General features: G+C 47.7%; 16 protein-coding genes. 11 read left to right on the forward strand and 5 right to left on the reverse strand.

All coding sequences use genetic code 11. The annotated features are described in order from the left end of the window. Positions 1 to 47: 47 nt before the first annotated feature. The gene (locus N2K84_RS00410; protein WP_282589776.1) at positions 48 to 3,011 is read right to left on the reverse strand and encodes a serine hydrolase domain-containing protein; all 2,964 of its coding nucleotides are present in this window, start codon (positions 3,009 to 3,011) and stop codon (positions 48 to 50) included. Positions 3,012 to 3,118: 107 nt separating this feature from the next. On the opposite strand from N2K84_RS00410, the gene N2K84_RS00415 reads away from it, so the two are divergent. The 4 genes from N2K84_RS00415 to N2K84_RS00430 all read left to right on the forward strand — a co-directional run bounded on the left by N2K84_RS00415 (position 3,119) and on the right by N2K84_RS00430 (position 8,296). Then, positions 3,119 to 4,288, forward strand: a complete 1,170-nt coding sequence (locus N2K84_RS00415; RefSeq protein WP_282589777.1) for an exo-beta-N-acetylmuramidase NamZ family protein — start codon at positions 3,119 to 3,121, stop codon at positions 4,286 to 4,288. Then, the gene (locus tag N2K84_RS00420) at positions 4,285 to 5,724 is read left to right on the forward strand and encodes a sodium:solute symporter (RefSeq protein WP_282589778.1); all 1,440 of its coding nucleotides are present in this window, start codon (positions 4,285 to 4,287) and stop codon (positions 5,722 to 5,724) included. Before N2K84_RS00415 ends, N2K84_RS00420 begins: the two co-directional genes overlap by 4 nt. Positions 5,725 to 5,832: 108 nt before the next feature. Beyond that, a complete protein-coding gene (locus N2K84_RS00425; RefSeq protein ID WP_282589779.1) occupies positions 5,833 to 7,278 on the forward strand; it encodes a hypothetical protein in 1,446 nt (481 codons plus the stop codon). Further along, a complete protein-coding gene (locus N2K84_RS00430) occupies positions 7,229 to 8,296 on the forward strand; it encodes an endonuclease/exonuclease/phosphatase family protein (RefSeq protein ID WP_282589780.1) in 1,068 nt (355 codons plus the stop codon). Before N2K84_RS00425 ends, N2K84_RS00430 begins: the two co-directional genes overlap by 50 nt. Here the strand turns inward: N2K84_RS00430 and N2K84_RS00435 are convergent. After that, complete coding sequence (locus N2K84_RS00435) at positions 8,293 to 9,705, reverse strand: CCA tRNA nucleotidyltransferase (protein ID WP_282589781.1); 1,413 nt, start codon at positions 9,703 to 9,705, stop codon at positions 8,293 to 8,295. The genes N2K84_RS00430 and N2K84_RS00435 overlap by 4 nt on opposite strands. Before the next feature lie 184 nt (positions 9,706 to 9,889). Between N2K84_RS00435 and trxA the strand changes: the two genes are divergently transcribed. Beyond that, positions 9,890 to 10,258 (forward strand): thioredoxin, encoded by a 369-nt coding sequence (gene trxA, locus N2K84_RS00440; RefSeq protein ID WP_282589782.1) that lies wholly within the window; start codon positions 9,890 to 9,892, stop codon positions 10,256 to 10,258. A gap of 24 nt (positions 10,259 to 10,282) precedes the next feature. On the opposite strand, the gene N2K84_RS00445 is transcribed toward trxA, so the two are convergent. Together N2K84_RS00445 and N2K84_RS00450 are read right to left on the reverse strand one after the other, a co-directional pair. Beyond that, positions 10,283 to 11,575 carry a UDP-N-acetylmuramoyl-tripeptide--D-alanyl-D-alanine ligase gene (locus N2K84_RS00445; RefSeq protein WP_282589783.1) on the reverse strand — a complete coding sequence of 431 codons (1,293 nt, stop codon included), beginning with the start codon at positions 11,573 to 11,575 and terminating at the stop codon, positions 10,283 to 10,285. Between the two features lie 64 nt (positions 11,576 to 11,639). Beyond that, complete coding sequence (locus tag N2K84_RS00450) at positions 11,640 to 13,100, reverse strand: SUMF1/EgtB/PvdO family nonheme iron enzyme (protein ID WP_282589784.1); 1,461 nt, start codon at positions 13,098 to 13,100, stop codon at positions 11,640 to 11,642. A gap of 221 nt (positions 13,101 to 13,321) precedes the next feature. Here N2K84_RS00450 and porU point away from each other — a divergent pair, with 221 nt between their 5' ends. The 6 genes from porU to N2K84_RS00480 all read left to right on the forward strand — a co-directional run bounded on the left by porU (position 13,322) and on the right by N2K84_RS00480 (position 21,780). Beyond that, positions 13,322 to 17,041, forward strand: a complete 3,720-nt coding sequence (gene porU, locus N2K84_RS00455) for a type IX secretion system sortase PorU (protein ID WP_282589785.1) — start codon at positions 13,322 to 13,324, stop codon at positions 17,039 to 17,041. Between the two features lie 116 nt (positions 17,042 to 17,157). Continuing rightward, positions 17,158 to 18,330, forward strand: a complete 1,173-nt coding sequence (gene porV / locus N2K84_RS00460) for a type IX secretion system outer membrane channel protein PorV (RefSeq protein WP_282589786.1) — start codon at positions 17,158 to 17,160, stop codon at positions 18,328 to 18,330. After that, positions 18,330 to 18,812 (forward strand): 2-C-methyl-D-erythritol 2,4-cyclodiphosphate synthase, encoded by a 483-nt coding sequence (ispF, locus tag N2K84_RS00465; protein ID WP_282589787.1) that lies wholly within the window; start codon positions 18,330 to 18,332, stop codon positions 18,810 to 18,812. The genes porV and ispF overlap by 1 nt, the downstream gene beginning before the upstream one ends. 47 nt (positions 18,813 to 18,859) lie before the next feature. Continuing rightward, a complete protein-coding gene (locus tag N2K84_RS00470; RefSeq protein ID WP_282589788.1) occupies positions 18,860 to 19,219 on the forward strand; it encodes a CoA-binding protein in 360 nt (119 codons plus the stop codon). Further along, positions 19,219 to 19,551 carry a thioredoxin family protein gene (locus N2K84_RS00475; RefSeq protein ID WP_282589789.1) on the forward strand — a complete coding sequence of 111 codons (333 nt, stop codon included), beginning with the start codon at positions 19,219 to 19,221 and terminating at the stop codon, positions 19,549 to 19,551. The genes N2K84_RS00470 and N2K84_RS00475 overlap by 1 nt, the downstream gene beginning before the upstream one ends. 153 nt (positions 19,552 to 19,704) lie before the next feature. Next, positions 19,705 to 21,780: a tetratricopeptide repeat-containing sensor histidine kinase gene (locus tag N2K84_RS00480; protein WP_282589790.1), complete on the forward strand. Its 2,076-nt coding sequence runs from the start codon at positions 19,705 to 19,707 to the stop codon at positions 21,778 to 21,780. A gap of 1 nt (position 21,781) precedes the next feature. On the opposite strand, the gene hutU is transcribed toward N2K84_RS00480, so the two are convergent. Next, positions 21,782 to 23,782 carry a urocanate hydratase gene (hutU, locus tag N2K84_RS00485; RefSeq protein ID WP_282589791.1) on the reverse strand — a complete coding sequence of 667 codons (2,001 nt, stop codon included), beginning with the start codon at positions 23,780 to 23,782 and terminating at the stop codon, positions 21,782 to 21,784. Positions 23,783 to 23,820: the final 38 nt, after the last annotated feature.

Below are 23,820 nucleotides of genomic sequence, written 5' to 3' on the forward strand. Positions count from 1 at the left end.
AAGTTGGTGAAAAAGAGGAAGGATGTTAAAAAACATTTTAACATTTTTTAGCGATTTGAATGGCCTTTTTTCAGGCTGTCGTAAATCACCTGGTGCATGGCCGGGCGAATGTTCAGATCGAACAATTTTGAATTGTTGCGGGTCGGATAAATTCGGTTCGAGAAGAAGATGAAAAGTACTCGTTTTTGCGGATCCACCCAGGTGAATGTTCCGGTATAGCCGCTGTGTCCGAAGCTCAGCTCACTGGCGTCCACTGCCGGATAAGCTTCTTTCAGTTTTTTCTTGTGATTGTCGATGTAGGGTTTATCGAAGCCGAGTCCCCGGCGGTTTTCATTCTTCGGGTACTGAATGCGGGTGAATTCGGCTATGCTGGCCGAATCGAGCAATTGCTCTCCTCCGTATCGTCCGTATTGCAGGTACATCTGCATAATTTTGGCCAGGTCGTTGGCCGTGCCGAATAGTCCGGCATTTCCCGAAACTCCCCCAAACATGGCCGCGCTTTCGTCGTGTACAAAGCCTCGCAGTTGTTCCTGCCTGAAATAATCGTCATTCTCGGTGGGCACAAATCGTTCCAGGGGAAAGTAGTTAAACGGGTTGAAGGTAACCGTACTGGCTCCAAGTGGCCGGTAAAATGTCGTTCTCAGGTAGCTCTCATAGTTCTGTCCTGTCAGGTCTTTGGTGATGAACGGAAACAGCAGGAAGCCCAAGTCGGAATAGGTGTATTTGGTGGTGGGCAGTAGCCTGGAATCCCTGATTTCGCCGAGCATATCCTGGATGTGGTCCTGGTTCATGAAAAGTTGAGAAGACACACGGATGTTGAACCCTGGATCAGGTTGAGGGTGAAAAACCGAATGTTGCAATTCCCCACTTTGGGTGAGGGCATTTCTCCAAAACGAAATCCAGGGTTGGAAGCGGGCCTGGTGGGCCAGGATTTCGCGGGTAGTGATTTTCTCTTTGTCGGTATTCCGAAAGGGAGGATAGTAAAACGAAAAGGGCAGGTCGAGGTTGTATTTGTTTTCGCCGTGCAGTTTGATCAGTATCGGCAACGGGCCGGTAATTTTGGTGATGGAGGCCCAGTCGTACAGATGGTCTTTTTCGAGCGGTTGGTTTTGTTCGTAAGTCAGATGCCCGTAACATTTGTGGAGGATAACCTTGCCGTCAACGGCAATCAGCACCTGGCAACCCGGGTAGGCCTTCTCTTTTAGTCCGAGGTTGGCCAGGCTGTCGATCCGCCGCTCCAGATAAGGCGACGAAATTCCTGCCTCTTCCGGGATGGTGTATTTCAACCGGTCATTTTTTTTTACCTCCAGTCCATCATTCAGTTTGAAGGTGGAGTTGACGTTTACCGGTAGTTTTCCGTTGATGTTAATAGCCCCGAAGATGGCTTGTGCAGCCAATTCTTCGGTGATCGCGTTTTCCTGGTAGGCTATCAGCAGCGAGGCCGTGTTTTCTATTCCCGGGATAAAATTGAGGGCGTAGGGATTTCCCAACAGAACGGCCACCTGTTTTTTGTCGGCGGTCCCTTTCATGAACTCCTGCCAAAGGGGATCTGTTCCGTAGTTTCGAGAAGGACTCAGACTCAGGTTATGTAACCCGCAAATTAACAGGTTGTAGTTTTTTAGTCGGGTTACAAGCTGAGAAAGCTCCAGGTGGGTGGCATTCTTTTTCAGGTTGAAGAAGTCAACATCAAGGTAGTTGGCTGTCATGCGCTGAAAGGAAGTTGTATTTTCTTTGCCCAGCGATACAACAGCTATTCGGAGTGTATCGAGCCGTTGCAGAGGCAACAGGCTATCCTCGTTATTGAGCAGCGTGAGCGATTGTTCGTGCAACAGGCGCTTGGTGAGCGTGTAGCGGGGATTGTCCAGGTCGGCGGTCAGGTTTTTGGCCGCTGCCGGTTGATAACGGTCCAGTTCGAGCCATTTTTTCAATGCCAGTACCTTCCGGCATTTCCAATCGATTTCTTCGTTGCTGATAATTTTTTCCTGCAGGGCGGTTTTTACGGCTGTTATTGCTTCGCTCAGGTTGGGGACAATCTCGAGCATGTCATTTCCGGCAGCCAAAGCACGCACTGCGGCTTCGCCCGAATTAAAATACTTGGTTACCCCGCTCATGTTCATCCCATCGGTCACGACCAGTCCATCGAAGCCAAACTCCTCCACCAGTTTCTTTTGGATGATCCGGGGAGAGAGGGACGACGGCAGGTTTGGATTGGGTTCCAGGGCCGGTACCTGTAAGTGGGCCGTCATCATCCCGCCAATGCCGCTGTCAGCCAGTGCGCGGAAGGGATACAGCTCGATGGTATTCAGTCGTGTGCTGTCGTGCTGGATGACCGGCAGCGCCAAATGGGAGTCGGTTTTGGTGTCGCCATGGCCCGGAAAATGTTTGGCAACGGCCAATACTCCGGCATCTTGCATCCCTTTGGCATAAAGCCAGGTTTTTCGTACCACATTATTTGGATTTTCGCCAAAGCTTCGGTAATTGATCACCGGGTTGCCGGGATTGTTGTTCACATCGGCCACGGGTGCAAAATTCACATGTACCCCCAGACGCTTTAATTGTTGACCGATCTCGTGTCCCATCCTGTAAATCAGGCTATCTTGCTGAATTGCGCCCAAGGCCATCTGCACCGGGTATTTTGGGCCGTCTTTCAACCGGAACCCGGGGCCCCACTCGGCATCCATGGTAATCAGCAAGGGTATATTGCTGTGCTTCTGAAGTTGATTGGTGATGGTTGCCTGGTTGGCGGCTGTCCCCTGCATGAATAGGATGCCTCCCACCTGAAAGTTTTGGATTTCGGCGATGAGCTCGTCCGTCTTTTTCTCATTTTCGCTGTACGCCTGGATAATGAACAGCTGCCCGATTTTCTGCTCCGGCGTCATCGTTTGCAGGGTAGAGTCCACCCAGGGATGGTGCATGAATTCCAGAAAACCGGGTTTGTGCTGAGCCTTGGTGCCGGCCTGGGAAAAGGTAATCAGAAGCAGGGTAATCAGGTATGGTATCGGGATGCGCATGTGTTTCTTTTTTGAACGTCTAAAAATAACAAAGTTTAATTGATGCCTGAATAATCAACTCTTTTAAGTTCGATTTCTTACATTCGTACAACAAAAAACATGTCGTCATGCGCATTCTCCTTTTTATTGGTTTATTTTTGTTTGGGTGGAACGTGGCTTATGTTCAGGAACTAAAGACCGGGGCCGATCAGCCGGAGCAGTACCTGCCCCTGCTAACGGGTAAAAAAATTGGTTTGGTGGTCAACCATACGTCCCGGGTTGGTGACCGGCACTTGCTCGATTTTCTTTTGTATGAAAAAATTGACGTGCAGAAGATTTTTTGCCCGGAGCATGGTTTTCGCGGAGATGCCGATGCCGGAGAATTCATTACTGATCAGACAGACGCGGCCACCGGGCTCCCGGTTATTTCGCTGTATGGTGACAATAAAAAACCAACGCCAGCCCAATTTCAGGAGCTGGACCTCATCGTTTTTGACATACAGGATGTGGGCGTCCGGTTTTATACCTACCTCAGTACCCTGCACTATGTAATGGAAGCCTGTGCCGAAAATCGGCTTCCGCTGCTGGTGCTCGACCGTCCCAATCCCAATGGGGATTATGTGGCTGGGCCGGTGCTGAAGCCTGCTTTTAAATCGTTTGTGGGCATGCACCCCATTCCGGTAGTGCATGGCTGTACACTGGGCGAACTGGCCGGGATGATCAATGGTGAAGGGTGGTTAAATGGCGGTGCAACATGTGAGCTGACCGTGATTCCGGTGAAGAATTACACGCATCAGAGTCGTTATTCGTTGCCGGTGAAACCGTCGCCCAACTTGCCAACCGACCTGTCCGTCCGCTTGTATCCGTCCTTGTGTTTTTTCGAAGCGACGCAGGTGAGTATTGGCCGGGGTACCCTGTTCCCGTTTCAGGTGATCGGCTACCCAGATCCCACTTTTGGCGATTTTCAGTTTACGCCCGAAAGTTTGGCGGGCATGGCTAAAATGCCGCTGCACGAAGGCCGGGTTTGTTATGGAGAAGATCTTCGGGAGTCTTGTTTAAACCATCGGTTCAGCCTGAAATATTTTTTGAAATATCGTCAGCTTTTCGCTGTTGAAGGCGATTTCCTGAGTTCGGAGCGATGGTTTAACCTGTTGGCCGGAACCGATCAGCTGTTGGCGGATATTCGTGCCGGGAAAACGCTGGAAGAGATCGAAGCTTCGTGGAAGCCGGAACTGGAAGAGTATCTGTCCATCCGTCGTAACTACTTGTTGTACCTTGATGAACCGTGTCAGAAATGAGTCCAACCCAGGTTTTTGTTGTTATCACCGCCTATTTTTTACTGCTGATTTTCATTTCCTGGCTGACTTCGCGCAAGGCTGATCAATTGAGCTTTTTTAATGCTAACAAGTCATCGCCTTGGTTTTTGGTGGCTTACGGCATGTTGGGGGCTACCCTGTCGGGCGTCACCTTTATTTCGGTGCCGGGCGAAGTGGGCAACTCGTCGTTCTCGTACCTGCAATTTGTGTTGGGCAATCTGGTGGGCTACTGGCTCATTGCCTTGGTGTTGCTGCCTTTTTATTACCGACTCAACCTGATCTCGATTTATTCGTTTTTGGAGGAACGGATGGGCTTTTACAGTCTGAAAACAGCCTCGTTCTTTTTCCTGTTGTCCAAAGTTATTGGTGCCGCATTCCGGCTTTACCTGGTAGCGCTGGTGTTGCAACTTGCCTTTTTCGATGCGTTTGGAATTCCGTTTGCCGTGTCGGTGTGCCTCAGTGTGCTGCTGATTTGGCTCTATACTTATCGCGCTGGTATAAAAACCATTGTTTGGACCGATACCCTGCAAACCACCTTCCTGGTGCTGGCGGTGATTTTCACCATCTACGAAATCAGCTCCAGATTGGGGGTCAGCAGTCGGGAAATCGTTCAGTCCATCCATACAAGCGATTTGTCGCAGGTCTTCTTTTTCGATTGGCGTTCACCCAACTTCTTCCTGAAACAATTTGTGGCCGGGATCTTCATGACCCTGGTAATAAACGGGATGGATCAGGATATCATGCAGAAAAACCTGACTTGTAAGAGCTTGAAGGAAGCCCGGAAGAACATGTTCGTGTTCAGCTCCTTTTTTGTGTTTGTGGTGCTTTTGTTCCTTGGGCTGGGAGCGATGTTGTACCAGTACGCGGCTCAAATCGGGCTGGCTGTTCCGGATGCTACCGACCAGTTGTACCCGTTTTTGGCACTGAATTACCTGGGAAAAGCGGTGGCCGTGGCTTTCTTGCTGGGCATTACCGCTGCTGCTTTTTCCAGCGCCGACTCGGCCTTGACTGCCATGACCACTTCTTTTTGTGTCGATTTTTTAAGTATTGGGGCCGGATCGAAAAGCGCCGGGTTGAGATACCGGAAATGGGTTCATTTGGGTTTTTCGGCCTTGCTTATTGTGGTCATTCTTATTTTTAGGATGATTAATAATGAAAGTGTTGTGGTGGCTGTTTTTAAAGCAGCCGGATATACGTATGGCCCCATCCTGGGGGTGTTTCTGTTTAGCTTTTTCAACAAGCAGAAAATACACGATCGCTGGGTTCCGCTTGTTGCCGTTTTGGCACCGGTACTCTCGTTTGTGATTTCCAGTTTCTCCGAAGAAATTTTTCACGGCTATAAATTTGGTTTTGAGCTGCTGATCTTAAATGGGATGCTCACCGTGGCCGGGCTTTACCTGTTGGTTAACAGAAAGTGAGATCGACTTTTTTTGAGGCCTGCAAAAAAATGTTAAAATTTGTGAAAATCATTTTGTATTTTAGCATACTAATGTACGTGGAACGCTCGTTAAACCAAAAAGCTGCCGGTGAAGAAGATCTTCTACATAAGTGTTGCCCTTCTCATGTTAATTTACATGGTTTCGTGTGAGGATGAGCGTTACCTTTCATCGACCAATGCTAAGCTGGCTTTTTCGGTTGATACAGTGATGTTTGACACCATTTTTGCCAACATCGGTTCCACCACGCAGCACCTGAAAGTTTATAATCCGTACGATCAGAAAATATTAATTTCCACCATTCGGCTGGCGGGTGGCGAAGGTTCCAATTTCCGGCTAAACATCAATGGATTCCCGGCTGATGAGTTGTATGATGTGGAGATTCCTCCTAAGGATAGTATTTACATTTTTGTAGAGGTGACCATCAACCCCGTTGGGCGCGATTTACCGATTGTTGTAAAAGACTCGATTGAGTTTCTGACGAATGCCAATTTGCAGGATGTGGATTTATTGGCTTGGGGACAGGATATTTTTTTGGTGAAGAACCAGATTTCCAAGTCAACTACCTGGACGGCGGAGAAGCCTTACCTTGTTTACAGCAATACGAAAGTTGACAGCGGTGCCGTCCTGACCATAGATCCAGGGGCAAAGATTTATTTTCATCGTGGTACGGGCCTTTATGTGAAAGGAAAAATACTGGTGAATGGCACCCAGCAGCAGCCGGTCATTTTTCAGGGAGACCGGCTCGAAGATGTTTATCGCGACGTTCCGGATCAGTGGAACGGGATTTTGCTGTTCTCGGGTAGCCAGGATAATGTGTTTAACTATGCTGAAATTAAAAATGCCAACATTGGCTTGCAGGTTGGAACGATCGAAAATTCCGGTTTTGCTTCGGTGGTATTGGCTGGTACCAAGATATATAACCATGCGTACGCGGGAATTTTTTCATTAAAATCAAAAATAAGGTGCTACAACAGTGTGATTGCCAATTGCGGATTTTACGCGGCTGCGCTGCTGGTTGGCGGTGAGTACGAATTTTATCATACCACGATTGCCAACTATTGGGGTGGATTTTCCGGACGCTCGCGTTCGACCCCGGCACTGATGATCTCAGACCATGTCATTGCCGGACAAACCACGGGGGCTGGTGAAACTTATCTGGGCGACCTGAAAAAGGCGTTTTTTGCCAATAGCATTATTACCGGTAATATGGTGACAGGCAATGAACTGGAACTGATTAAAACCGGAGAGGCGGAGTTTAACTACCGGTTCGATCATTGCTTGTTGCAAGTGGCAGACACCTTCAAAACTACCAATGCTAACCATTATTCGGCTATCCTGAAAGGCTTGTCTCCCAAATTTTTCGATCCGTACACGAAGTTGAATTTCGAACTGGATACACTCAGCCCGGCTAAAGATGCCGGACTGGAATCCATTGGCGCCTTGTTCCCATCTGATTTTCTTGGACAAAGCCGAACCAGCGATTATGCACCAGACCTGGGAGCTTATGAACGTGTTGAGAAAAAACGTAAATAAATATTGCCTGATCTACTTTGTGTTCGCTTTTCTTCCGTTTGCTTTGTTTTCGCAGGAAGGACCGGCAACAACCAATTTTTATATCCTTTTTTACAATGTTGAAAACCTGTGGGATACAAAGGATGATCCACAGAACGACGATGATGAGTTTTTGCCTCAGGGTGATCGGCATTGGACTTTTCGACGGTTAAACCAGAAATTAAATAACACGGCCAAGGTAATTTTGGCTTCTTGTGGTTTTGATGCGCCTGCCATTGTGGGTTTATGCGAAGTTGAAAATCGAGGTGTCCTGGACGACTTAACGACTCAAACGCCGTTGTCAGGGCTGAAATACCGTATCATCCATAAGGATTCGCCGGATCATCGGGGAATTGATGTGGCCTTGCTTTACCAGCCGGAGCAGGTGGTTCCGATCGAATATGAATACCTTCCGCTGATCGGTGAAAAAGGAAGTGTACTGCTTACCCGGGAGATTTTGCAGGCCTGTTTCTTGTTCCCAACGGGAGACACGTTGCATGTGTTTGTTAATCATTGGCCTTCGCGTTACAGTGGTCAGGCAGAAACGGAGGCGCAACGCTTGCTGGCGGCTCACACCTTACGGAAGGCAGTAGATGAATTGCTGGCGGTTAACTCCCGGGTGAAAGTGGTTATCATGGGCGATTTTAATGATCAGCCGCAAAATAAGAGCATGCGTATCACCCTGGGCACCGTGCCCATTGACACCGAAACAAGAAGGGGTCTGGTAAATTTGTCGGCTGCATGGCCACCTGATGGGACGCTTAAGCACCAGCAAAGCTGGCAGGTGTTTGATCAGTTGGTGGTTACTGATTGTTTATTGTCGCCGGAAGGATTGCATACCACTCCTGCTGATGCGCAAATCGTGAAGCTCCCGTTTTTGTTCGAACCCGACCCAAAATATGGTGGGCGGCGACTTTTTCGCACTTACTTGGGATTCAAATACCAAGGAGGTTTTAGCGATCATTTGCCGGTAAGGCTGAAATTGACTTACACCGATTAATTGTTCACCGGCTTCAAACCCATCTCAGTTGCTTTCTTCAGCATGTATTGGCGGGCTTCCGCATATTCGTTGCGGATTTCTCCTTCCAGGATGGCTTCTTTAATGGCATTTTTTATTTCGCCTACCTGTCGGCAGGGTGAAAGGCCAAATATCTCCATGATTTCTTCCCCCGAAACGGGTGGCTGAAAGTTGCGGATATGGTCGCGTTCTTCCAGGTCTTTTAATTTCTCCCGTACCAGTTGAAAGTTTTTCAGGTAGCGCTTGACCTTTTCGGCATTCTTTGATGTGATATCTGCTTCACAAAGAGTCATCAGATCATCAATGTCGTCGCCGGCCTCAAAAAGCAGGCGGCGTACAGCAGAGTCGGTAACTTCTTCTTCCGAAAGGACAATGGGGCGCATATGCAGCGAAACCATTTTTTGGATGTATTTCATTTTTTCGTTCATCGGCAGTTTCATGCGCCGGAACAGGGAGGGGATCATCTTTTCCCCTACGTAGTTGTGGGCGTGGAATGTCCACCCGATGCCCGGCACAAAACGTTTCGTCCGGGGTTTGGCAATATCGTGCAGCAGGGCCGACCAGCGCAGCCACAGGTTGTTGGTGTGGGGCACAATGCGGTCGAGCACCTCCAGCGTGTGCAAAAAGTTATCCTTATGTCCTTTGCCGTTTACTTCTTCCACACCTTTCAGTTGGTGCAGTTCGGGAAAAATGAGTATCAGCAGGCCGGTTTTGTCGAGCAGGCGGAATCCTTTCGACGGTTTGTCGGACAGGATTATTTTATTGAGTTCTTCAACAATCCGCTCTTTTGAAATGATGCTGATTCGTTCCTTGTTTTCAACGATAGCCTGCAAGGTTTTCTCTTCGATGATGAAGTTGAGTTGTGTGGCAAAACGGATGGCCCGCAACATGCGCAGCGGGTCGTCGGAAAAGGTGATGCCTGGTTCGAGTGGAGTCCGGATAATCCGGTTATTCAGGTCGTCAATTCCGTTGAACGGATCAACCAGTTCTCCGTAATGTTTTTGGTTCAGGCAGATGGCTAAGGCGTTGATGGTGAAATCCCTGCGTTTTTGGTCATCTTCCAGTGTGCCGTCTTCCACAACGGGCTTTCGGGAATCGGGTTGGTACGATTCTTTTCGGGCTCCTACAAATTCAACCTCCAGGTCGTTGGTTTTTATCATGGCCGTCCCAAAGTTTTTGAAAACACTGACGGGAGTTCTAGGGCCCAGTCGTTTGGCCACCTGTTGCGCCAGCTGGATGCCGCTGCCAAGGGTAACCACATCAATATCTTTCGATTCGCGCGTCAGAAATAAATCCCTGACAAAACCGCCGATGACATAACATTCCTGTCCTAGCTTGTCCGCTTCTTCTGAAATAATAGTAAATATTGGGTGTTTTAAATGCCTCTTCATGTATCTATCTTTCAGTTTTAAACGTTATTAAAGCAAAATCCTGTCAATTTGTTTAAAACCGTGACAAAATTACAATTATTTCGGAGGAATGGGGGTGTCTGCCTCCATTAAATTAATTGGCATGGAAGTTGATATCTAGATATCGAAAAAGGTATATATTTGCATTAATTAAAATATCAAAGCTATGTTAGAACATTTGACGAAAGAAACATTCAAAGAGAAAGTTTTCAATTTTGAACAAAATAAAGATTGGAAATACGAAGGCAGCAAACCTTGTTTGATTGATTTTTACGCTGACTGGTGCGGACCATGCAAGATGGTTGCTCCATTGTTGGAAGAACTTCAGAAAGAATACGGTGATAGCCTGCACATTTATAAAGTTGATACGGAAGACCAGCGCGAGCTGGCCGCCATGTTTGGTATCCAAAGTATTCCGTCGCTCTTGTTTGTTCCGGTTGACGGGCAGCCGCAAATGGCCATGGGCGCATTACCCAAAGCTACATTTGAACAGGCGATTTCCGAGGTCTTAAAAGTTGAAAAACCGGTAAACTAAGGTCGCGGATTTATTTAATGCTGCTTATAGCTTTTCGAGGATTTTTTCCAACTGGATGCCTCGGGAGCCCTTGATCAGGATTAAGTTATCTTCGATTGGTTTTTGTTGATATAGGTAGTCAGAAAGGAGTTCGGCATTGTCGAACTTCTTTATTTTAGGGCCTGTTGTTACCGATAAGAAACATTTACCCACCAGGAAAACATTGTCGAAATTGTGCCCATCAATAAAATCGGCAATTTTTTGGTGTTCGTTTGCCGCGTATTCGCCCAGCTCGAGCATGTCGCCCAGGATTATGGTTTTTGCTGAATGGCTAATGGATGCAAAGTTTGTCAAAGCTGCCATCATGCTGGTAGGGTTTGCATTGTAGGCGTCCATAATAATGCGGTTGCTTCCTTTTTGGATGAGTTGCGAACGGTTGTTGCTTGGTTGGTAGCTCTCAATGGCCTGTTGGATTTCAAGCGGATCGACGCCAAAATGGAGTCCAATACGGGCTGCTGCGAGGATGTTTTCGAAATTGTACGATCCGATAAGCTTGGATTTCAGGTACAGCCATCCTTTCGGGAAAAGCACTTTTACCGTCAGGTAATAGGAGGTTTCCTCCGGCTGGCCCTGTAGCTGAGCTTCATCGCTGGTCCCGTAACTTAGATGTTCCAGTCCGGCTGCCTGTTTCACGAGCAATTCGTTGTCGCTGTTGATAAAGCATTTCCCTGAATGGTTGCGTAAGAAGTCGTACAGCTCTGATTTCGTTTTTACTACACCTTCAAACGATCCAAAGCCTTCGAGATGCGCTTTTCCGATATTGGTGATCAGACCAAAATTAGGCTCGGCAATTTGGCATAATTTGGCAATTTCGCCGGGATGATTAGCGCCCATTTCAATCACGGCGATTTCCGTATCTCCGCTTAAGCTTAGCAACGTGAGCGGAACGCCAATGTGATTGTTCAGGTTTCCCTGGGTAAAGGTTACCTGGTATTTTTTCTGCAAAACGGTGCCAATCAGCTCCTTGGTTGTAGTTTTCCCATTGGAGCCGGTTATGGCCAATATCGGTATTTGCAGTTGTTTTCGGTGGTGGTTTGCCAGTTGTTGCAGACTGGTCAGAACATCGTTAACCAGGATGATTCTGTCGTTCTTTGCAAAATCTGCGTTGTCGATTACTGCATAGGCAGCTCCCTTTGTCAGGGCTTCTGCGGCAAATGTATTACCGTCGAAGTGTTGTCCTTTCAGGGCAAAGAAGATGCCTCCTTCCGGAATGTTTCGTGTATCCGTTGATACCGTAGGGTGCTGCAGGAATAGCTGATATAATTGTTCGGTGTTCATGGTGTCTGGGAAAAAGAAAACCCCATTCTTGCAAATGAGGTTTTGTAAATATCTTTCGGTTTGATTAAAATCCCTGAGGACTGCCAACGCGGGTCATGGCACAACGGAAGCCAAGATCGTTGGTCGATTCGGTTTGCTCTTTGTATCTTCTGGTTCCGGGAATCAGCCAGTAAGGGCGGTCTTTCCACGAACCACCTTTGTAAACACGCACGTTGTCGGAGATCAGTGAGGAAAGTTGTCCGTCCTGATCCGACTTTACATACATATCATCTGTTGCGATGTTGTTTTTTTCGGTGTTCCAATCTTGTCCTTCAATGATTTGAGATTGATAATCACCATCGTTGAAATTTCGGTAATCGGCAATGGTATCTACTTGTAGTTCGCCAAATTCATTGCGGATGAGGTTGCCGTCTGCATCTCGCTTGTACCGGGTATAAACGGTACCGCGGAAGGGCTGGAATTCGTTCATGTCTTGCATCGACAGGGGACGGTAAACATCGGCTACCCATTCATTTACGTTTCCAGCCATGCAGTAAAGTCCATAATCATTCGGGTTGTATGAATCAACAGGGGCAGTAATATCGGCATTGTCATTCAACGCTCCGGCCATCCCCATTAAGTCACCCCGGCCGCGGATAAAGTTGGCATTTAATTGCCCGCGGTCTTTGCGGGAGTCATCTCTTAGATAACTACCATTCCAAGGGTATATTTTCCGCTCTGTCAGCAATTCTCCTTCCGTGTTTCCAATGAGGCCATAGGCGGCATATTCCCATTCAGCTTCGGTGGGGAGCCTGTAATTTGGCATCAGGATGCCATCTTCCCATTTTACTCTCCTGGAATTGCCCGCAGCGTCTTCCATGGGTTTGTTTCCGGCAACGCCTTCATATAAGCCAGCCAGGTAACTTTCGGAGGTAAATACGTTTTGTCCGCTTTGCGAAAGGTCATGATCCAAAATGCCTCGGTCAATCAGGATCTGTTCATTTACCCGGTCGGTCCGCCATTTGCAGTAAGCTTCTGCCTGTTCCCAGCTCACGCCCACAACGGGGTATTTGCTGTAGGCGGGGTGCCGGAAATAGTTCATCAGGTAAGGTTCGTTGTATCCCAATTCTTCGCGCCATACAAGTGTATCGGGCAGGGCAGCTTCGTATTTCTGCATGTTTTCCGGATAAACCCGCTGGATCCAGTACAAATATTCCCGGTAATCCAGGTTCGATACTTCGGTTTCATCCATGTAAAACGAAGCAACGGTAACCCTCCGGGGCATGTTGTTCCAGTCATACATGACATCTTGCTCTACTCGACCCATGGTAAAGGTTCCACCCTGGATAAATCGCAAACCGGGCCCTGCAAATTGCTGGTAGTCCAGATCGGTTTGAAACCCGCCATTGTCAGGGTCGTTATAACTCCAACCTGTCGTACTGGAAACATTCTTGTTTTTGCCGAATCCACCACCATCTTTTTTGAACAATCCACAGCTTGCCAGTAGTACAGACAAACCCAGGAATAGTATGGCTTTAAATTTCATTGCTATGTATTTTCTGTTAATTTTTGACGTTCACAAATATAACTAATTTGTTCAATTCTTATTGTTTGGCCAATATAACTTTTTATGATGGATTATTCGTGCAGCTGGTTATTTTTGTTTGCAAATTTTCCGGAATGCGGCAGTACGATGCATATATTGTAACTTGCATGCCGCAATAAAAGCTGATATAAAGTGGTTTTGCTAAATGATTGTTCATGCTGATGAAGAAATTTGTTCCGGTTCTTATTCTCCTGATGTGGTTGATTACCCTTGCCGCACTGGGGCAAAGGCGGGTTCTGGACTGGGCAACGGAAAGCGGCCCGGAGAACCGCCAACACTTGGTTCTTTCTAACGCTTCCTGGTCGAACGATGGCTTTCCGGTTTATGTCGAATCGGTCCCGTTGAGTGGATTCGGGCAACGGGTGAGGCTTGTTAATCTACAGTTTGAACCGACAGAAGTCGGAAACAATTATCAACCGGGTTGCTTTTCTGAAGAGCTAAATGTTAAGATCAACTACACACTTTCCCAACATCAACCGCAAGCTTGGATTGAAGTCGTGCCCTTTATTGCTGAAAACGGTCAACTGCAAAAATTGGTATCGTTTGAGTTGGAGTATTATGAGGAACGTCAGTTAGTCGAAAAAAAACAAAAGAATTGGCAAGCGTCATCTGTATTGGCCACCGGGAAGTGGATCAAGTTGAAGGCCGTAGAGCGGGGTATTTATAAAGTCACGTACAGTCAGCTCCGGAATTGGGGGTTAGAGCCGGCGCAAGTTTGCTTGTACGGAAATGGCGGCTTTATGCTCCCAAAAATGAATGATGAAGATTTTTATGACGACCTGGTGCAGAACCCGGTTTGGCACGGAAAAGATAAAAACAACAATGATTGCCTGTTTTTCTATGCCACAGGTACAATAAGGTGGACTTTTTATAAATCGAACAACGTGTTTAAACATCAGCGAAATGAGTATGCTGATTATGCCTGCTATTACCTGAGTGATCAGGGCACACCGAGGTATGTTGACAGTTCGCCTGCCGAAACGGCTGAGTTTACGCATGAAGTCGTCAATTTCCTGGATTACAGGCTGTATGAAGAAGAAAAAGAAAATCTGATACATTCCGGAAATCGCTGGTTTGGAGATCGTTTCCAGGATGGACAAACGAGGGATTATAGTTTTGTACTCGAGAATGTGGATAATAGCCGGCCGGTGAATGTTTATATGGAAGGGGCCGGGCGCTCGGCTGGAAGTTCCTCGTTAGCTGTTTATTATGATCAGGTATTACGTGCCCAGATGAACTTTCAGTCAGTGCAAACAGGCGATCCGATTGGTCCGTACGCTTCAATTAATCAAACGCGCTTTCAGCTAGATGGTGACACGCGCGACTTGTCGCTCAACTTGCGTTATCAGGCTGCCGGCAATTCAGCGAGCGGTTGGCTCGATTATATCGAGGTGAATTTTTTCCGGGCATTGACGGTGGGCCATTCTCCGCTCTTTTTTCGGGATGCCGAACGAATTGGCCCCGGGAATGTGGCACTCTTTAAGATAAACTCGCCCGGGAATAATTTGCAGGTATGGGAGGTGACGGATTTCGTTGACCCGAAATCGGTGCCGTATGAACAGACGGGGAGTTTGGTGCAGTTCTCGGCAACTGCGGACATGCTGCGGGAGTATGTCGCGTTTTATCCGGATGGCGAAATTCCAGAGCCGGAGATCGTAGGGGAGGTGCCCAACCAAAACCTGCACCAGGACATCGTTCCGGATATGATCATCATCACCCATCCCGATTTCCTGTCAGGTGCGCATGAACTGGCCAATTTTCACCGGCAATCCGATCAGTTGCGTGTTGCGGTTGTTACCCCCGATCTTATTTATAATGAATTCTCCGGTGGCTTGCCTGATGCGGCAGGTATCCGGAATTACCTGCGCATGTGTTACGACCGTTCCAATGCCGGTAGCGGAAACCTGAAATATGTGCTTTTGCTGGGCGATGGTAGTTACGATAACCGAAATTTGCTGGGCAAGGGCTACAATTTTATCCCGACCTATCAATCGGAGAATTCATTGTTGCCAACGGCCTCTTTTGTGACGGATGATTTTTTTGTGCTGCTCGATCCGGGTGAAGGCGACTATATTGGCGCTATTGATTTGGGTATCGGCCGGATACCGGCCCGGACAATGGATGAAGTTTCGGCTGTAGTGCAGAAAATCAAAAATTACTCGTCTGTCAATTCGTTGGGTAACTGGCGGAATGTAGTCTGCTTTATTGGTGATGACGAGGATGCCAATACCCACATGGTTCAGTCCGAAAGTCTGGCTGATGCTGTCAATCTGACCAATCCTGCTTTGTTTGCCGATAAAATCTACTTTGATGCCTGGCCGGAAAAGTCAACGCCGGCCGGCGACCAGTACCCGGGCGTGAATGAAGTAATTAACAATCGGGTAAAAGAAGGGGCGCTGATCCTGAATTATATTGGCCATGCCAACGAATTGGCCCTGGCACACGAGAAGGTGCTGGGGATTAATGATATCGACCAATGGCAAAATTTCAACCGGTTGCCCGTTTTCGTAACAGCCACTTGCGAAATTAGCCGGTTTGATGGCGATGAAAATTCAGGAGGTGAGCACATTCTTTTTAACCCGTATGGCGGTGGCATTGGCTTGTTCAGCACCACCCGTGTGGTTTATTCGAACCCCAATTTCATTTTGAACAGTGAATTTTACAAGCATATTTTTAGCCGTGGCGAAGGAGGCAAAATCTTGGCGCTGGGCGAGGTGATGAAACGGACCAAAAATGGCATCAACACCGGCACCAATAAACGAAACTTTACCTTGCTGGGCGATCCGGCCCTCCGGCTGGCCCTACCCAATTACCAGGTTGTCACCAAAACCATAAACGGACACCCACCCGGTGAAATGACAGAGCCTATCGGCCCTCTTTCCAACGTAACGGTAACCGGCGAAATCATCGATCAGGCCGGAAATTTGCTCCCTGATTTTAATGGCGAAATCATCCCGGTAGTTTACGACAAGCAGGATACCGTGAAAACACTTGGAAATGGGGGCAATGATCCCTTCACGTATAAAGTCAGAAATAACATCATTTTTAAGGGGATGGCCACGGTGACCAACGGAAGGTTCAGTTTTAGTTTTGTTGTCCCCAAAGATGTTTCGTACGCTGTGTCGCCAGGGAAGATCAACTACTACGCTCATAATGGGCTAGTCGATGCCAATGGCTATTCGGACAGTTTTTTATTTGGTGGTCCGTCGGCAAATGTTGTGAATGACGTTGCCGGTCCCGACATCCGTCTTTATCTAAATGATGAGCGTTTTCGTTCGGGAGATGAGGTTGGCACCAATCCTGTTTTGTATGCGCGTTTGGAAGATGAAACCGGCATCAATACCGTGGGTACCGGCATCGGACACGACATCACCGCGGTTATTGATGGTGACGATAGCCATGTTTTGGTGCTGAACGACTATTTTTTATCAGATATGGATAGCCATACTTCGGGTTCCCTCGTATATCCATTAACCGGCTTGAGTGCCGGCGAACATACCCTAAGGCTGAAAGTGTGGGATGTACTCAATAATTCTGCTGAAGTAGAAATTACATTCCGGATTACCGATGCGCTTGAAATTGAAGAGGTTATTTGTTACCCGAACCCATTGTCCGATTTCACAAACTTTAAATTTAAGCACAACCGTCCGGATGAGACGCTGGATGCCCGGGTGGAGATCTATGATTATTCGGGAAGTATGCTGGATGTCATTCAAGAGCGGTTACGTTCAGCTGGCAACGAAAGCCTCCCGATGGTATGGCAGGTGAGTGACAGCCAGGTGCTGGTGCGGAGCGGCGCCTATTTGTACCGGATTGTGGTGGTCGCGCTCGATGGAGCTACCACCTCAAAAACCGGCAGAATGATCATTTTACGACAATAGCAGCGGGGTGAAATACTAATTCTCCATCTCGTGCGTTCTCAAAATTAGTTTTCCCGCCTTGGGAACTCGCCAACAATGGTTTATATTTGCAACTTTTTACAAATCAAATGAATAAAATGAAACAACGATTAGCGGTTATCGCAGCAATTATCGGGTTTGGCTGTTTGGCGCAACAGGCCGTTGCACAAACATCAACGTCGGGGGCAAACACAATTTCGACAGCTGTTCCCTTTTTGTCCATCGCTCCCGATTCCCGGGCAGGCGCCATGGGGGACGCCGGTGTGGCCACTTCGCCTGATATGAATTCTCAGCACTGGAACCCGGCTAAATATGCTTTTATTGAAAGTGAATTGGGTGTGGGGCTTTCTTATACCCCCTGGTTGCGTAACCTGGTGGACGATATTAACCTGGCCTATTTGTCGGGATACAAGAAACTGGATGACATGCAGACACTGAGCGCCTCCTTGCTCTATTTTTCGTTGGGTGAAATCACTTTTATGGATAATTTTGGCAACTATCAGGGCTTGCAAAATCCCAACGAATTTGCCGTTGATGTGGCTTATACCCGTTTGTTGTCCGATCAGTTTTCCGGTTCGGTGGCTTTGCGGTACATCCGTTCCGACCTTACCGGTGGCCAATTAATTAACGGTGTGGAATCGCATGCAGGAACCTCCTTTGCTGCGGATATCGCATTTTACTACCGCAACGAAATACGTGTCAACCGGAAAGAATCTGTTTTTTCAGTCGGGGTCAATATTTCCAATGTCGGGAACAAAATTTCATACACCGATGGCATGACAAAGGACTTCATCCCCACGAACTTGCGACTGGGGGTTGCCTACGAAACCGAGCTGGATCAATACAATACGCTGACTTTTGCCGTGGATTTGAACAAGTTGCTTGTGCCAACTCCTACTCCGGCTTCCATAGATGCAGATGGCGTGATTGTTGGCGGTGGCTTCAGCCAGGACAAATCAGTGGTGGGTGGTATGTTCAGCTCGTTTAGCGATGCCCCGGGCGGTTTCAAGGAAGAGCTTCAGGAAGTAAATATTTCGATGGGTCTCGAATATTGGTACAACCGCCAGTTTGCCCTTCGTGCAGGTTACTTTTACGAGCACGAAAACAAGGGCAACCGTAAATTTTTAACGGCTGGTGCCGGGTTGAAACTGAACGTGTTTACGCTCGATTTTTCGTACCTGTTGCCCACCGAGCGGAACCATCCGTTGGAGAACACATTGCGGTTTTCTCTTTCGTTCGATTTCGAAGCATTCAGTAACCAGCGTCGCTAATGGCATTTCGGGTAGGATTTGGTTACGACGTGCATAGTCTGGCCGAGGGGGAAAGCCTTTGGCTGGGCGGAATTTTGGTCCCGCACACAAAAGGGACAGTTGCCCATTCAGATGGCGATGTGTTAATCCATGCCATTTGCGATGCCCTGCTGGGAGCTGTCAAAATGCGGGACATCGGTTTTCATTTCCCGGATACCTCTTCCGATTTTAAAAATGTTGACAGCAAAATCCTGCTGGCTAAAGTGTATGATTTGATTCGGGGGAAAGGCTATTCCGTTGGGAATATTGATGCGACAATAGCAGCCCAGAAACCCAAGTTGAAAGATTTTATTCCGCTGATGGAAGAAACGCTGGCAGAAGTGCTGGGCGTTGATGCCGAGGCCGTTTCTGTGAAGGCGACAACCACCGAGCGGCTTGGTTTTGAAGGTCGGGAAGAAGGAATTTCGGCTTATGCGGTAGTTTTAATACAAAAAGAAAGCTAAAAAGGGCTTTCTTCTTTTTTTTACGATAGTTGAAAATTTTAAATAGTATGAAGAGAACTTTGGTGATTGGCGCCAGTGAGAAGCCTGAGCGCTATTCTTTTAAAGCGATCCGTGCTTTGCGTTCGCACGGGCACGATGTGGTAGCCCTGGCGCCCCGTGCTGGGAAAGTTGAAGATGTGGCCTTTGAAACCGAAGCCAAAACATTTGAGGGCATCGATACAGTAACCTTGTATGTTGGCTCGCAAAACCAGCAGCAATACATGGAGTATGTAGTGCAACTGAAACCCCGCCGGGTAATTTTCAATCCGGGTACTGAAAATGATGCTTTCGCCGAAAAACTGGATGAGGCCGGTATTCGCCCGGAGATTGCGTGTACCTTGGTTTTGCTAAGCACGGGGCAATACTGATGTTTGCCGAAATTGCCACTTTGGATGAATTTCGTGAGTTGGTGGAGCTGGAGCCGGCTGTTTTGGCCTATTTCTCAACCGGTGAATGTCAGATCTGCCAGGTTTTGAAGCCAAAAGTTGAGGGGATGATGGCGGATTGTTTTCCCAAAATACGAACCATTTATGTCGATTCGGGAGAAGCTCCGGAAGTGGCTGCCCAAAACCGGATTTTTGCTGCTCCAACCATTCTCGTGTTTTTTGAAGGGAAGGAATATTTGCGCAAAAGCCGCAGTTTTGGGATCGATGAGTTGAAAAATGAAATAAACAGGGCCTACAGCTTGTTGTTTTCCTGATTCTTTTTTGAAAAGCAAACAAATAAAAGTTATTTTAGCACGAATGTTAATATAAACCCATTGAAGCGTTTCCATTATTCATTTGTTTGTTTAATTGTCTTTCTCTTCTTTGCCGCAACCGTCAAGGCGCAGTCCCCTGCAATTGACAGCCTTGTGCAAGTGTTACCCGGACAGAAAGGAGAAGGATTGGCGCGTGTTTACCTCGAACTTTCCAAAGAATATTCCTACATCGATCCTGCCAGAACAGTTGAGTATGCGAAACTGGCCATGCCCATCATCCTCGAAAATCAAAACAAAGAACAAGAAACGTATGCCAATCTGTTGCTTGGTGCCGGCTATTTGTTTTTGGGCGACTTCGAAGCCGGTAAGAAATATACGGAAGTGGGATTGGAGCTGGCCAATGAAATCCGTCATATTGAATACACCTGCATCGGGCAGAACTCGTTGGCAGCCTATTATATGAATGTCGGGGAATATGATATGGCCGTGCAATTGTTTCATGAAACGGTGGAAAAAGCAAAGGATGCCGGATTGGAGGACCGGGCCGCTACAGCTCAGCTTAACCTTGGGTCGATCCTTACGAACAGGGGTGAACGCACCAAAGGATTACGGCATCTGTTGGAGGCATTAGCTTATTTCGAAAAGGAGGGAAACCCGCAAATAATTGCCCGCATCCTGAATAATGTTGCCGTAAATTATCATGCCTGGAAGGACTATGACAAGGCCCTGGAATTTTATGAAAGAACGCTGGTAACGTATCGTGAGTTGGGCGATTTCGTGGGGCAGGCTATTGTGATCAATAACATCGGCGAAATTTATAAAGACAAGAAGGAATATCAAAAGGCTTTATCATATTATCAATTGACCTTGCAGATTGCCCAAACCGCAGAGGTTGGTGATTATTACAGCGCTTATGGCTGGATTGGTTTGGCTGAAACATACCTGTTGCTGGGCGAATACCAACTTAGCCGGGAGAATGTAAATCTGGCCTTTGCCGTATTTGAACGCTTGAAAATGCAGGAAGGAATTGCCAATGCCAAGCTGATTCTTTCAAAAATAAATTTGGCTGAGAATAGGCTCCCGGAGGCTTTACTGGATGTGGATGAATCGTTGGCCCTATCTGTGAAAATCGGGATTATTGATTTGGAAAAGGAAGGATATTCCGTAAAATCAGCAGTTCTGGAAAAACAAAAGCGGTACAAAGAAGCTTTTGACATGCTAAAAATGTATGCCCAAAAGTCGGATACGTTGTACAACGAAGAGCGCACCAACGATTTTGCCCAATTGCGGTCGGAACTGGAGATGTCTGAAAAACAAAATGAAATTGAGCTTCTGCAAAAAAATAATCAAATCAAGGATCTGCAAATTAACCGCCAAAAAACGCAAACGCAATTTTTGTTTCTGACGGTTGGTCTGCTGGTTGTTGTCTCTCTGGTTATGTTTAGTTACATGAAGTCGCGCAAAAATGCCAGCGATTTGTTGCAGGAGAAAAACCGGCAAATTAACGAACAGCATGATGAATTGGTCCGGGTGAACGAGACAAAAGACAAGTTCATGTCGATCATTGGGCACGACCTGCGCAATCCGATTGGCGCGTTCAAGGATGTGCTGGATCAGTTGGCAGATTTCCCTGAAATGTTTTCGGATGAATTGCGGCAACAGATTATTCACGAACTTCGGGATGAAGCCGAGAGTACTTATTTTTTACTGGATAACCTGTTGTCGTGGGCCAAAAGTCAAAAGAACAGTATTGCCTATAAGCCTGAGCGGTTGGAATTAAGCACCTTGGTGAGCAACACCTTTTTGCTGAATTCCAGGCTTTCGGAAAGCAAGCAAATCCGTTTACGGTCGGATGTAAATGGAGATCATGTGGCGTATGCTGACCAGAATATGACCAGCCTTATTTTGCGCAACCTGATTTCGAATGCCATCAAGTTTACCCGCGAAGGCGGAGAGGTGGCAATCACGGCAAAGGAATCCGGCGATTGGGTGACGGTTTCGGTTGCCGACACGGGTATTGGCATTTCCAGAGAACAACAGTCGCGCTTATTCAACGAAAATAATCCGATCTCCACGTACGGCACCAACCACGAGAAAGGATCCGGCCTGGGCTTGCTCTTGTGCAAAGAGTTTGTTGATATTCACGGGGGCACCCTGGCGGTTCATTCCGAACCTGGCAAAGGAAGTACATTCACCTTCACCCTGAAAAAATACAAGGACACCATTTGAGTTAAAACAGGCCGTCAATCAGTTGACGGTCGGCGTGTACCGGGATGGTTACCTGCAAGGCTGGGTTTTCGGCCATCGCGCGTTTTATGGTTAAAGTGGCTGCGTTGTTTCCGGCCCAGTTTCTGCGTGCCAGGCCATTGTTTACGTCCCAGTTAAGCATTTGGCAAAGCCGTCGTTCAGCTTCCACGCTACCATCGATCGTCAGGCCGAACCCGCCGTTGATCGATTCGCCCCAGCCAACCCCGCCACCGTTGTGAATGGACACCCAGGTGGCCCCTCGGAACGAATCGCCGATGACGTTCTGGATGGCCATATCTGCTGTAAAGGCTGATCCGTCATAAATGTTGGAGGTTTCCCGATAAGGCGAATCTGTACCTGATACGTCGTGATGATCGCGCCCCAGGACTATTGGAGCGCTGATTTCGCCTGTTCGGATAGCCTGGTTGAACGCGGTGGCAATTTTAATCCGCCCTTCAGCATCGGCATAGAGAATGCGTGCCTGGGAGCCTACGACCAATTGATTTTTGCCGGCCTCTTCAATCCAGTGAATGTTGTCTTTTAGTTGAGTTTGGATTTCGTGTGGCGCGTGTTGACTGATTTCCATCAGGACACGGGCAGCAATCCGGTCGGTTATCTCCAGGTCTGCCGGATTACACGATGTGCAAACCCAGCGGAATGGTCCAAATCCGTAATCAAAAAACAGTGGCCCCATGATGTCCTGCACGTAGGATGGGTACCTGAATTGCTTATTTTTTGTGAAAATGTTGGCGCCGGCTCGTCCAGCTTCCAGTAGGAAAGCGTTTCCGTAATCCCAGAAATACATGCCTCTTTCGGTCATTTTATTGATGGCGGCCACCTGACGGCACAAACTTTTATAGACTTCCGCTTTAAATTCATCCGGTTTTTCGGCCATCAGTAGGTTGGCTTCGTCAAATGTTAATCCTGCCGGATAATAACCTCCCGAGAAGGGATTGTGAAGCGACGTTTGGTCAGAGCCCAGATCAATTTGAATATGTTCGGCTGCAAGCTTCTCCCACAAGTCAATCACATTGCCCTGGTACGCTATTGAAACGGCTTCTTTCTTTTGCTTCGCCCGGTCAATCCGTTGAATGAGCGTATCGAGGTCGGCATAAACTTCATCCACCCAGCCTTGTTCGTGGCGGGTTTGCACGGCTTTCGGATTTACCTCGGCAACTACTCCGATCATGCCGGCAATTTTGGCCGCTTTGGGTTGGGCGCCCGACATGCCCCCCAATCCCGATGACACAAATACTTTTCCGGCCATATTCGTTGCGCCCTTCAGCCGGGCGGCATTCATTACGGTAATGGTGGTGCCGTGTACAATTCCCTGCGGTCCGATATACATAAACGATCCGGCGGTCATTTGTCCGTATTGGGTCACGCCCAAGGCATTCATCCGTTCGTAATCGTCGCGACCCGAATAGTTTGGAATGACCATGCCGTTGGTAATTACTACGCGCGGCGCATCGGGATGGGAAGGGAATAGTCCCATCGGGTGCCCGGAGTACAACACAAGTGTTTGGTTGTCGGTCATTTCCGATAGGTATTTCATGCACAGGCGATATTGCGCCCAATTTTGGAAAACAGCTCCGTTCCCGCCATACGTAATAAGTTCGTGCGGATGTTGCGCAACGGTTTGGTCCAGGTTATTTTGAATCATTAGCATGATGCTGGCAGCCTGCTGCGATTTGGAAGGATAATCTCCGATTGGCCTTGCCTTCATTTCATGCCTCGGACGGAAGCGGTGCATATAGATGTGTCCGTGGGTTTTTAATTCTTCCAGAAATTCAGGTGCCAAAATGGCATGTTGGTCAGCCGGAAAATAGCGCAAGGCGTTTCTCAGCGCTTGTTTTTTTTCATCCAACGAAAGTATGTCTTTCCTCTTGGGCGCATGGTTGATGTGTGGTGCATAGAGCTGTGGCTCGGGCAAAACAGTCGGGATGCCTTTTTGTAGCTGGAGCTGAAATTCTTCTTTTGTCATGACCTGGAAGTTTTGGTTCGCCTTTTGAAGAAGATAGT

It is taken from the genome of Gaoshiqia sediminis, assembly GCF_025907915.1.
Taxonomy (GTDB): domain Bacteria; phylum Bacteroidota; class Bacteroidia; order Bacteroidales; family Prolixibacteraceae; genus Gaoshiqia; species Gaoshiqia sediminis.

Coding starts and splice junctions, on each gene's coding strand:
- N2K84_RS00415 (WP_282589777.1), top strand. CDS start 3,119: ATGCGCATTCTCCTTTTTATTGGTTTATTTTTGTTTGGGTGGAACGTG.
- N2K84_RS00410 (WP_282589776.1), bottom strand. CDS start 3,011: ATGCGCATCCCGATACCATACCTGATTACCCTGCTTCTGATTACCTTT.
- N2K84_RS00470 (WP_282589788.1), top strand. CDS start 18,860: ATGAAGAGAACTTTGGTGATTGGCGCCAGTGAGAAGCCTGAGCGCTAT.
- N2K84_RS00445 (WP_282589783.1), bottom strand. CDS start 11,575: ATGAACACCGAACAATTATATCAGCTATTCCTGCAGCACCCTACGGTA.
- N2K84_RS00430 (WP_282589780.1), top strand. CDS start 7,229: ATGCACCAGACCTGGGAGCTTATGAACGTGTTGAGAAAAAACGTAAAT.
- ispF (WP_282589787.1), top strand. CDS start 18,330: ATGGCATTTCGGGTAGGATTTGGTTACGACGTGCATAGTCTGGCCGAG.
- N2K84_RS00420 (WP_282589778.1), top strand. CDS start 4,285: ATGAGTCCAACCCAGGTTTTTGTTGTTATCACCGCCTATTTTTTACTG.
- porU (WP_282589785.1), top strand. CDS start 13,322: ATGAAGAAATTTGTTCCGGTTCTTATTCTCCTGATGTGGTTGATTACC.
- trxA (WP_282589782.1), top strand. CDS start 9,890: ATGTTAGAACATTTGACGAAAGAAACATTCAAAGAGAAAGTTTTCAAT.
- N2K84_RS00475 (WP_282589789.1), top strand. CDS start 19,219: ATGTTTGCCGAAATTGCCACTTTGGATGAATTTCGTGAGTTGGTGGAG.
- hutU (WP_282589791.1), bottom strand. CDS start 23,782: ATGACAAAAGAAGAATTTCAGCTCCAGCTACAAAAAGGCATCCCGACT.
- N2K84_RS00450 (WP_282589784.1), bottom strand. CDS start 13,100: ATGAAATTTAAAGCCATACTATTCCTGGGTTTGTCTGTACTACTGGCA.
- N2K84_RS00435 (WP_282589781.1), bottom strand. CDS start 9,705: ATGAAGAGGCATTTAAAACACCCAATATTTACTATTATTTCAGAAGAA.
- porV (WP_282589786.1), top strand. CDS start 17,158: ATGAAACAACGATTAGCGGTTATCGCAGCAATTATCGGGTTTGGCTGT.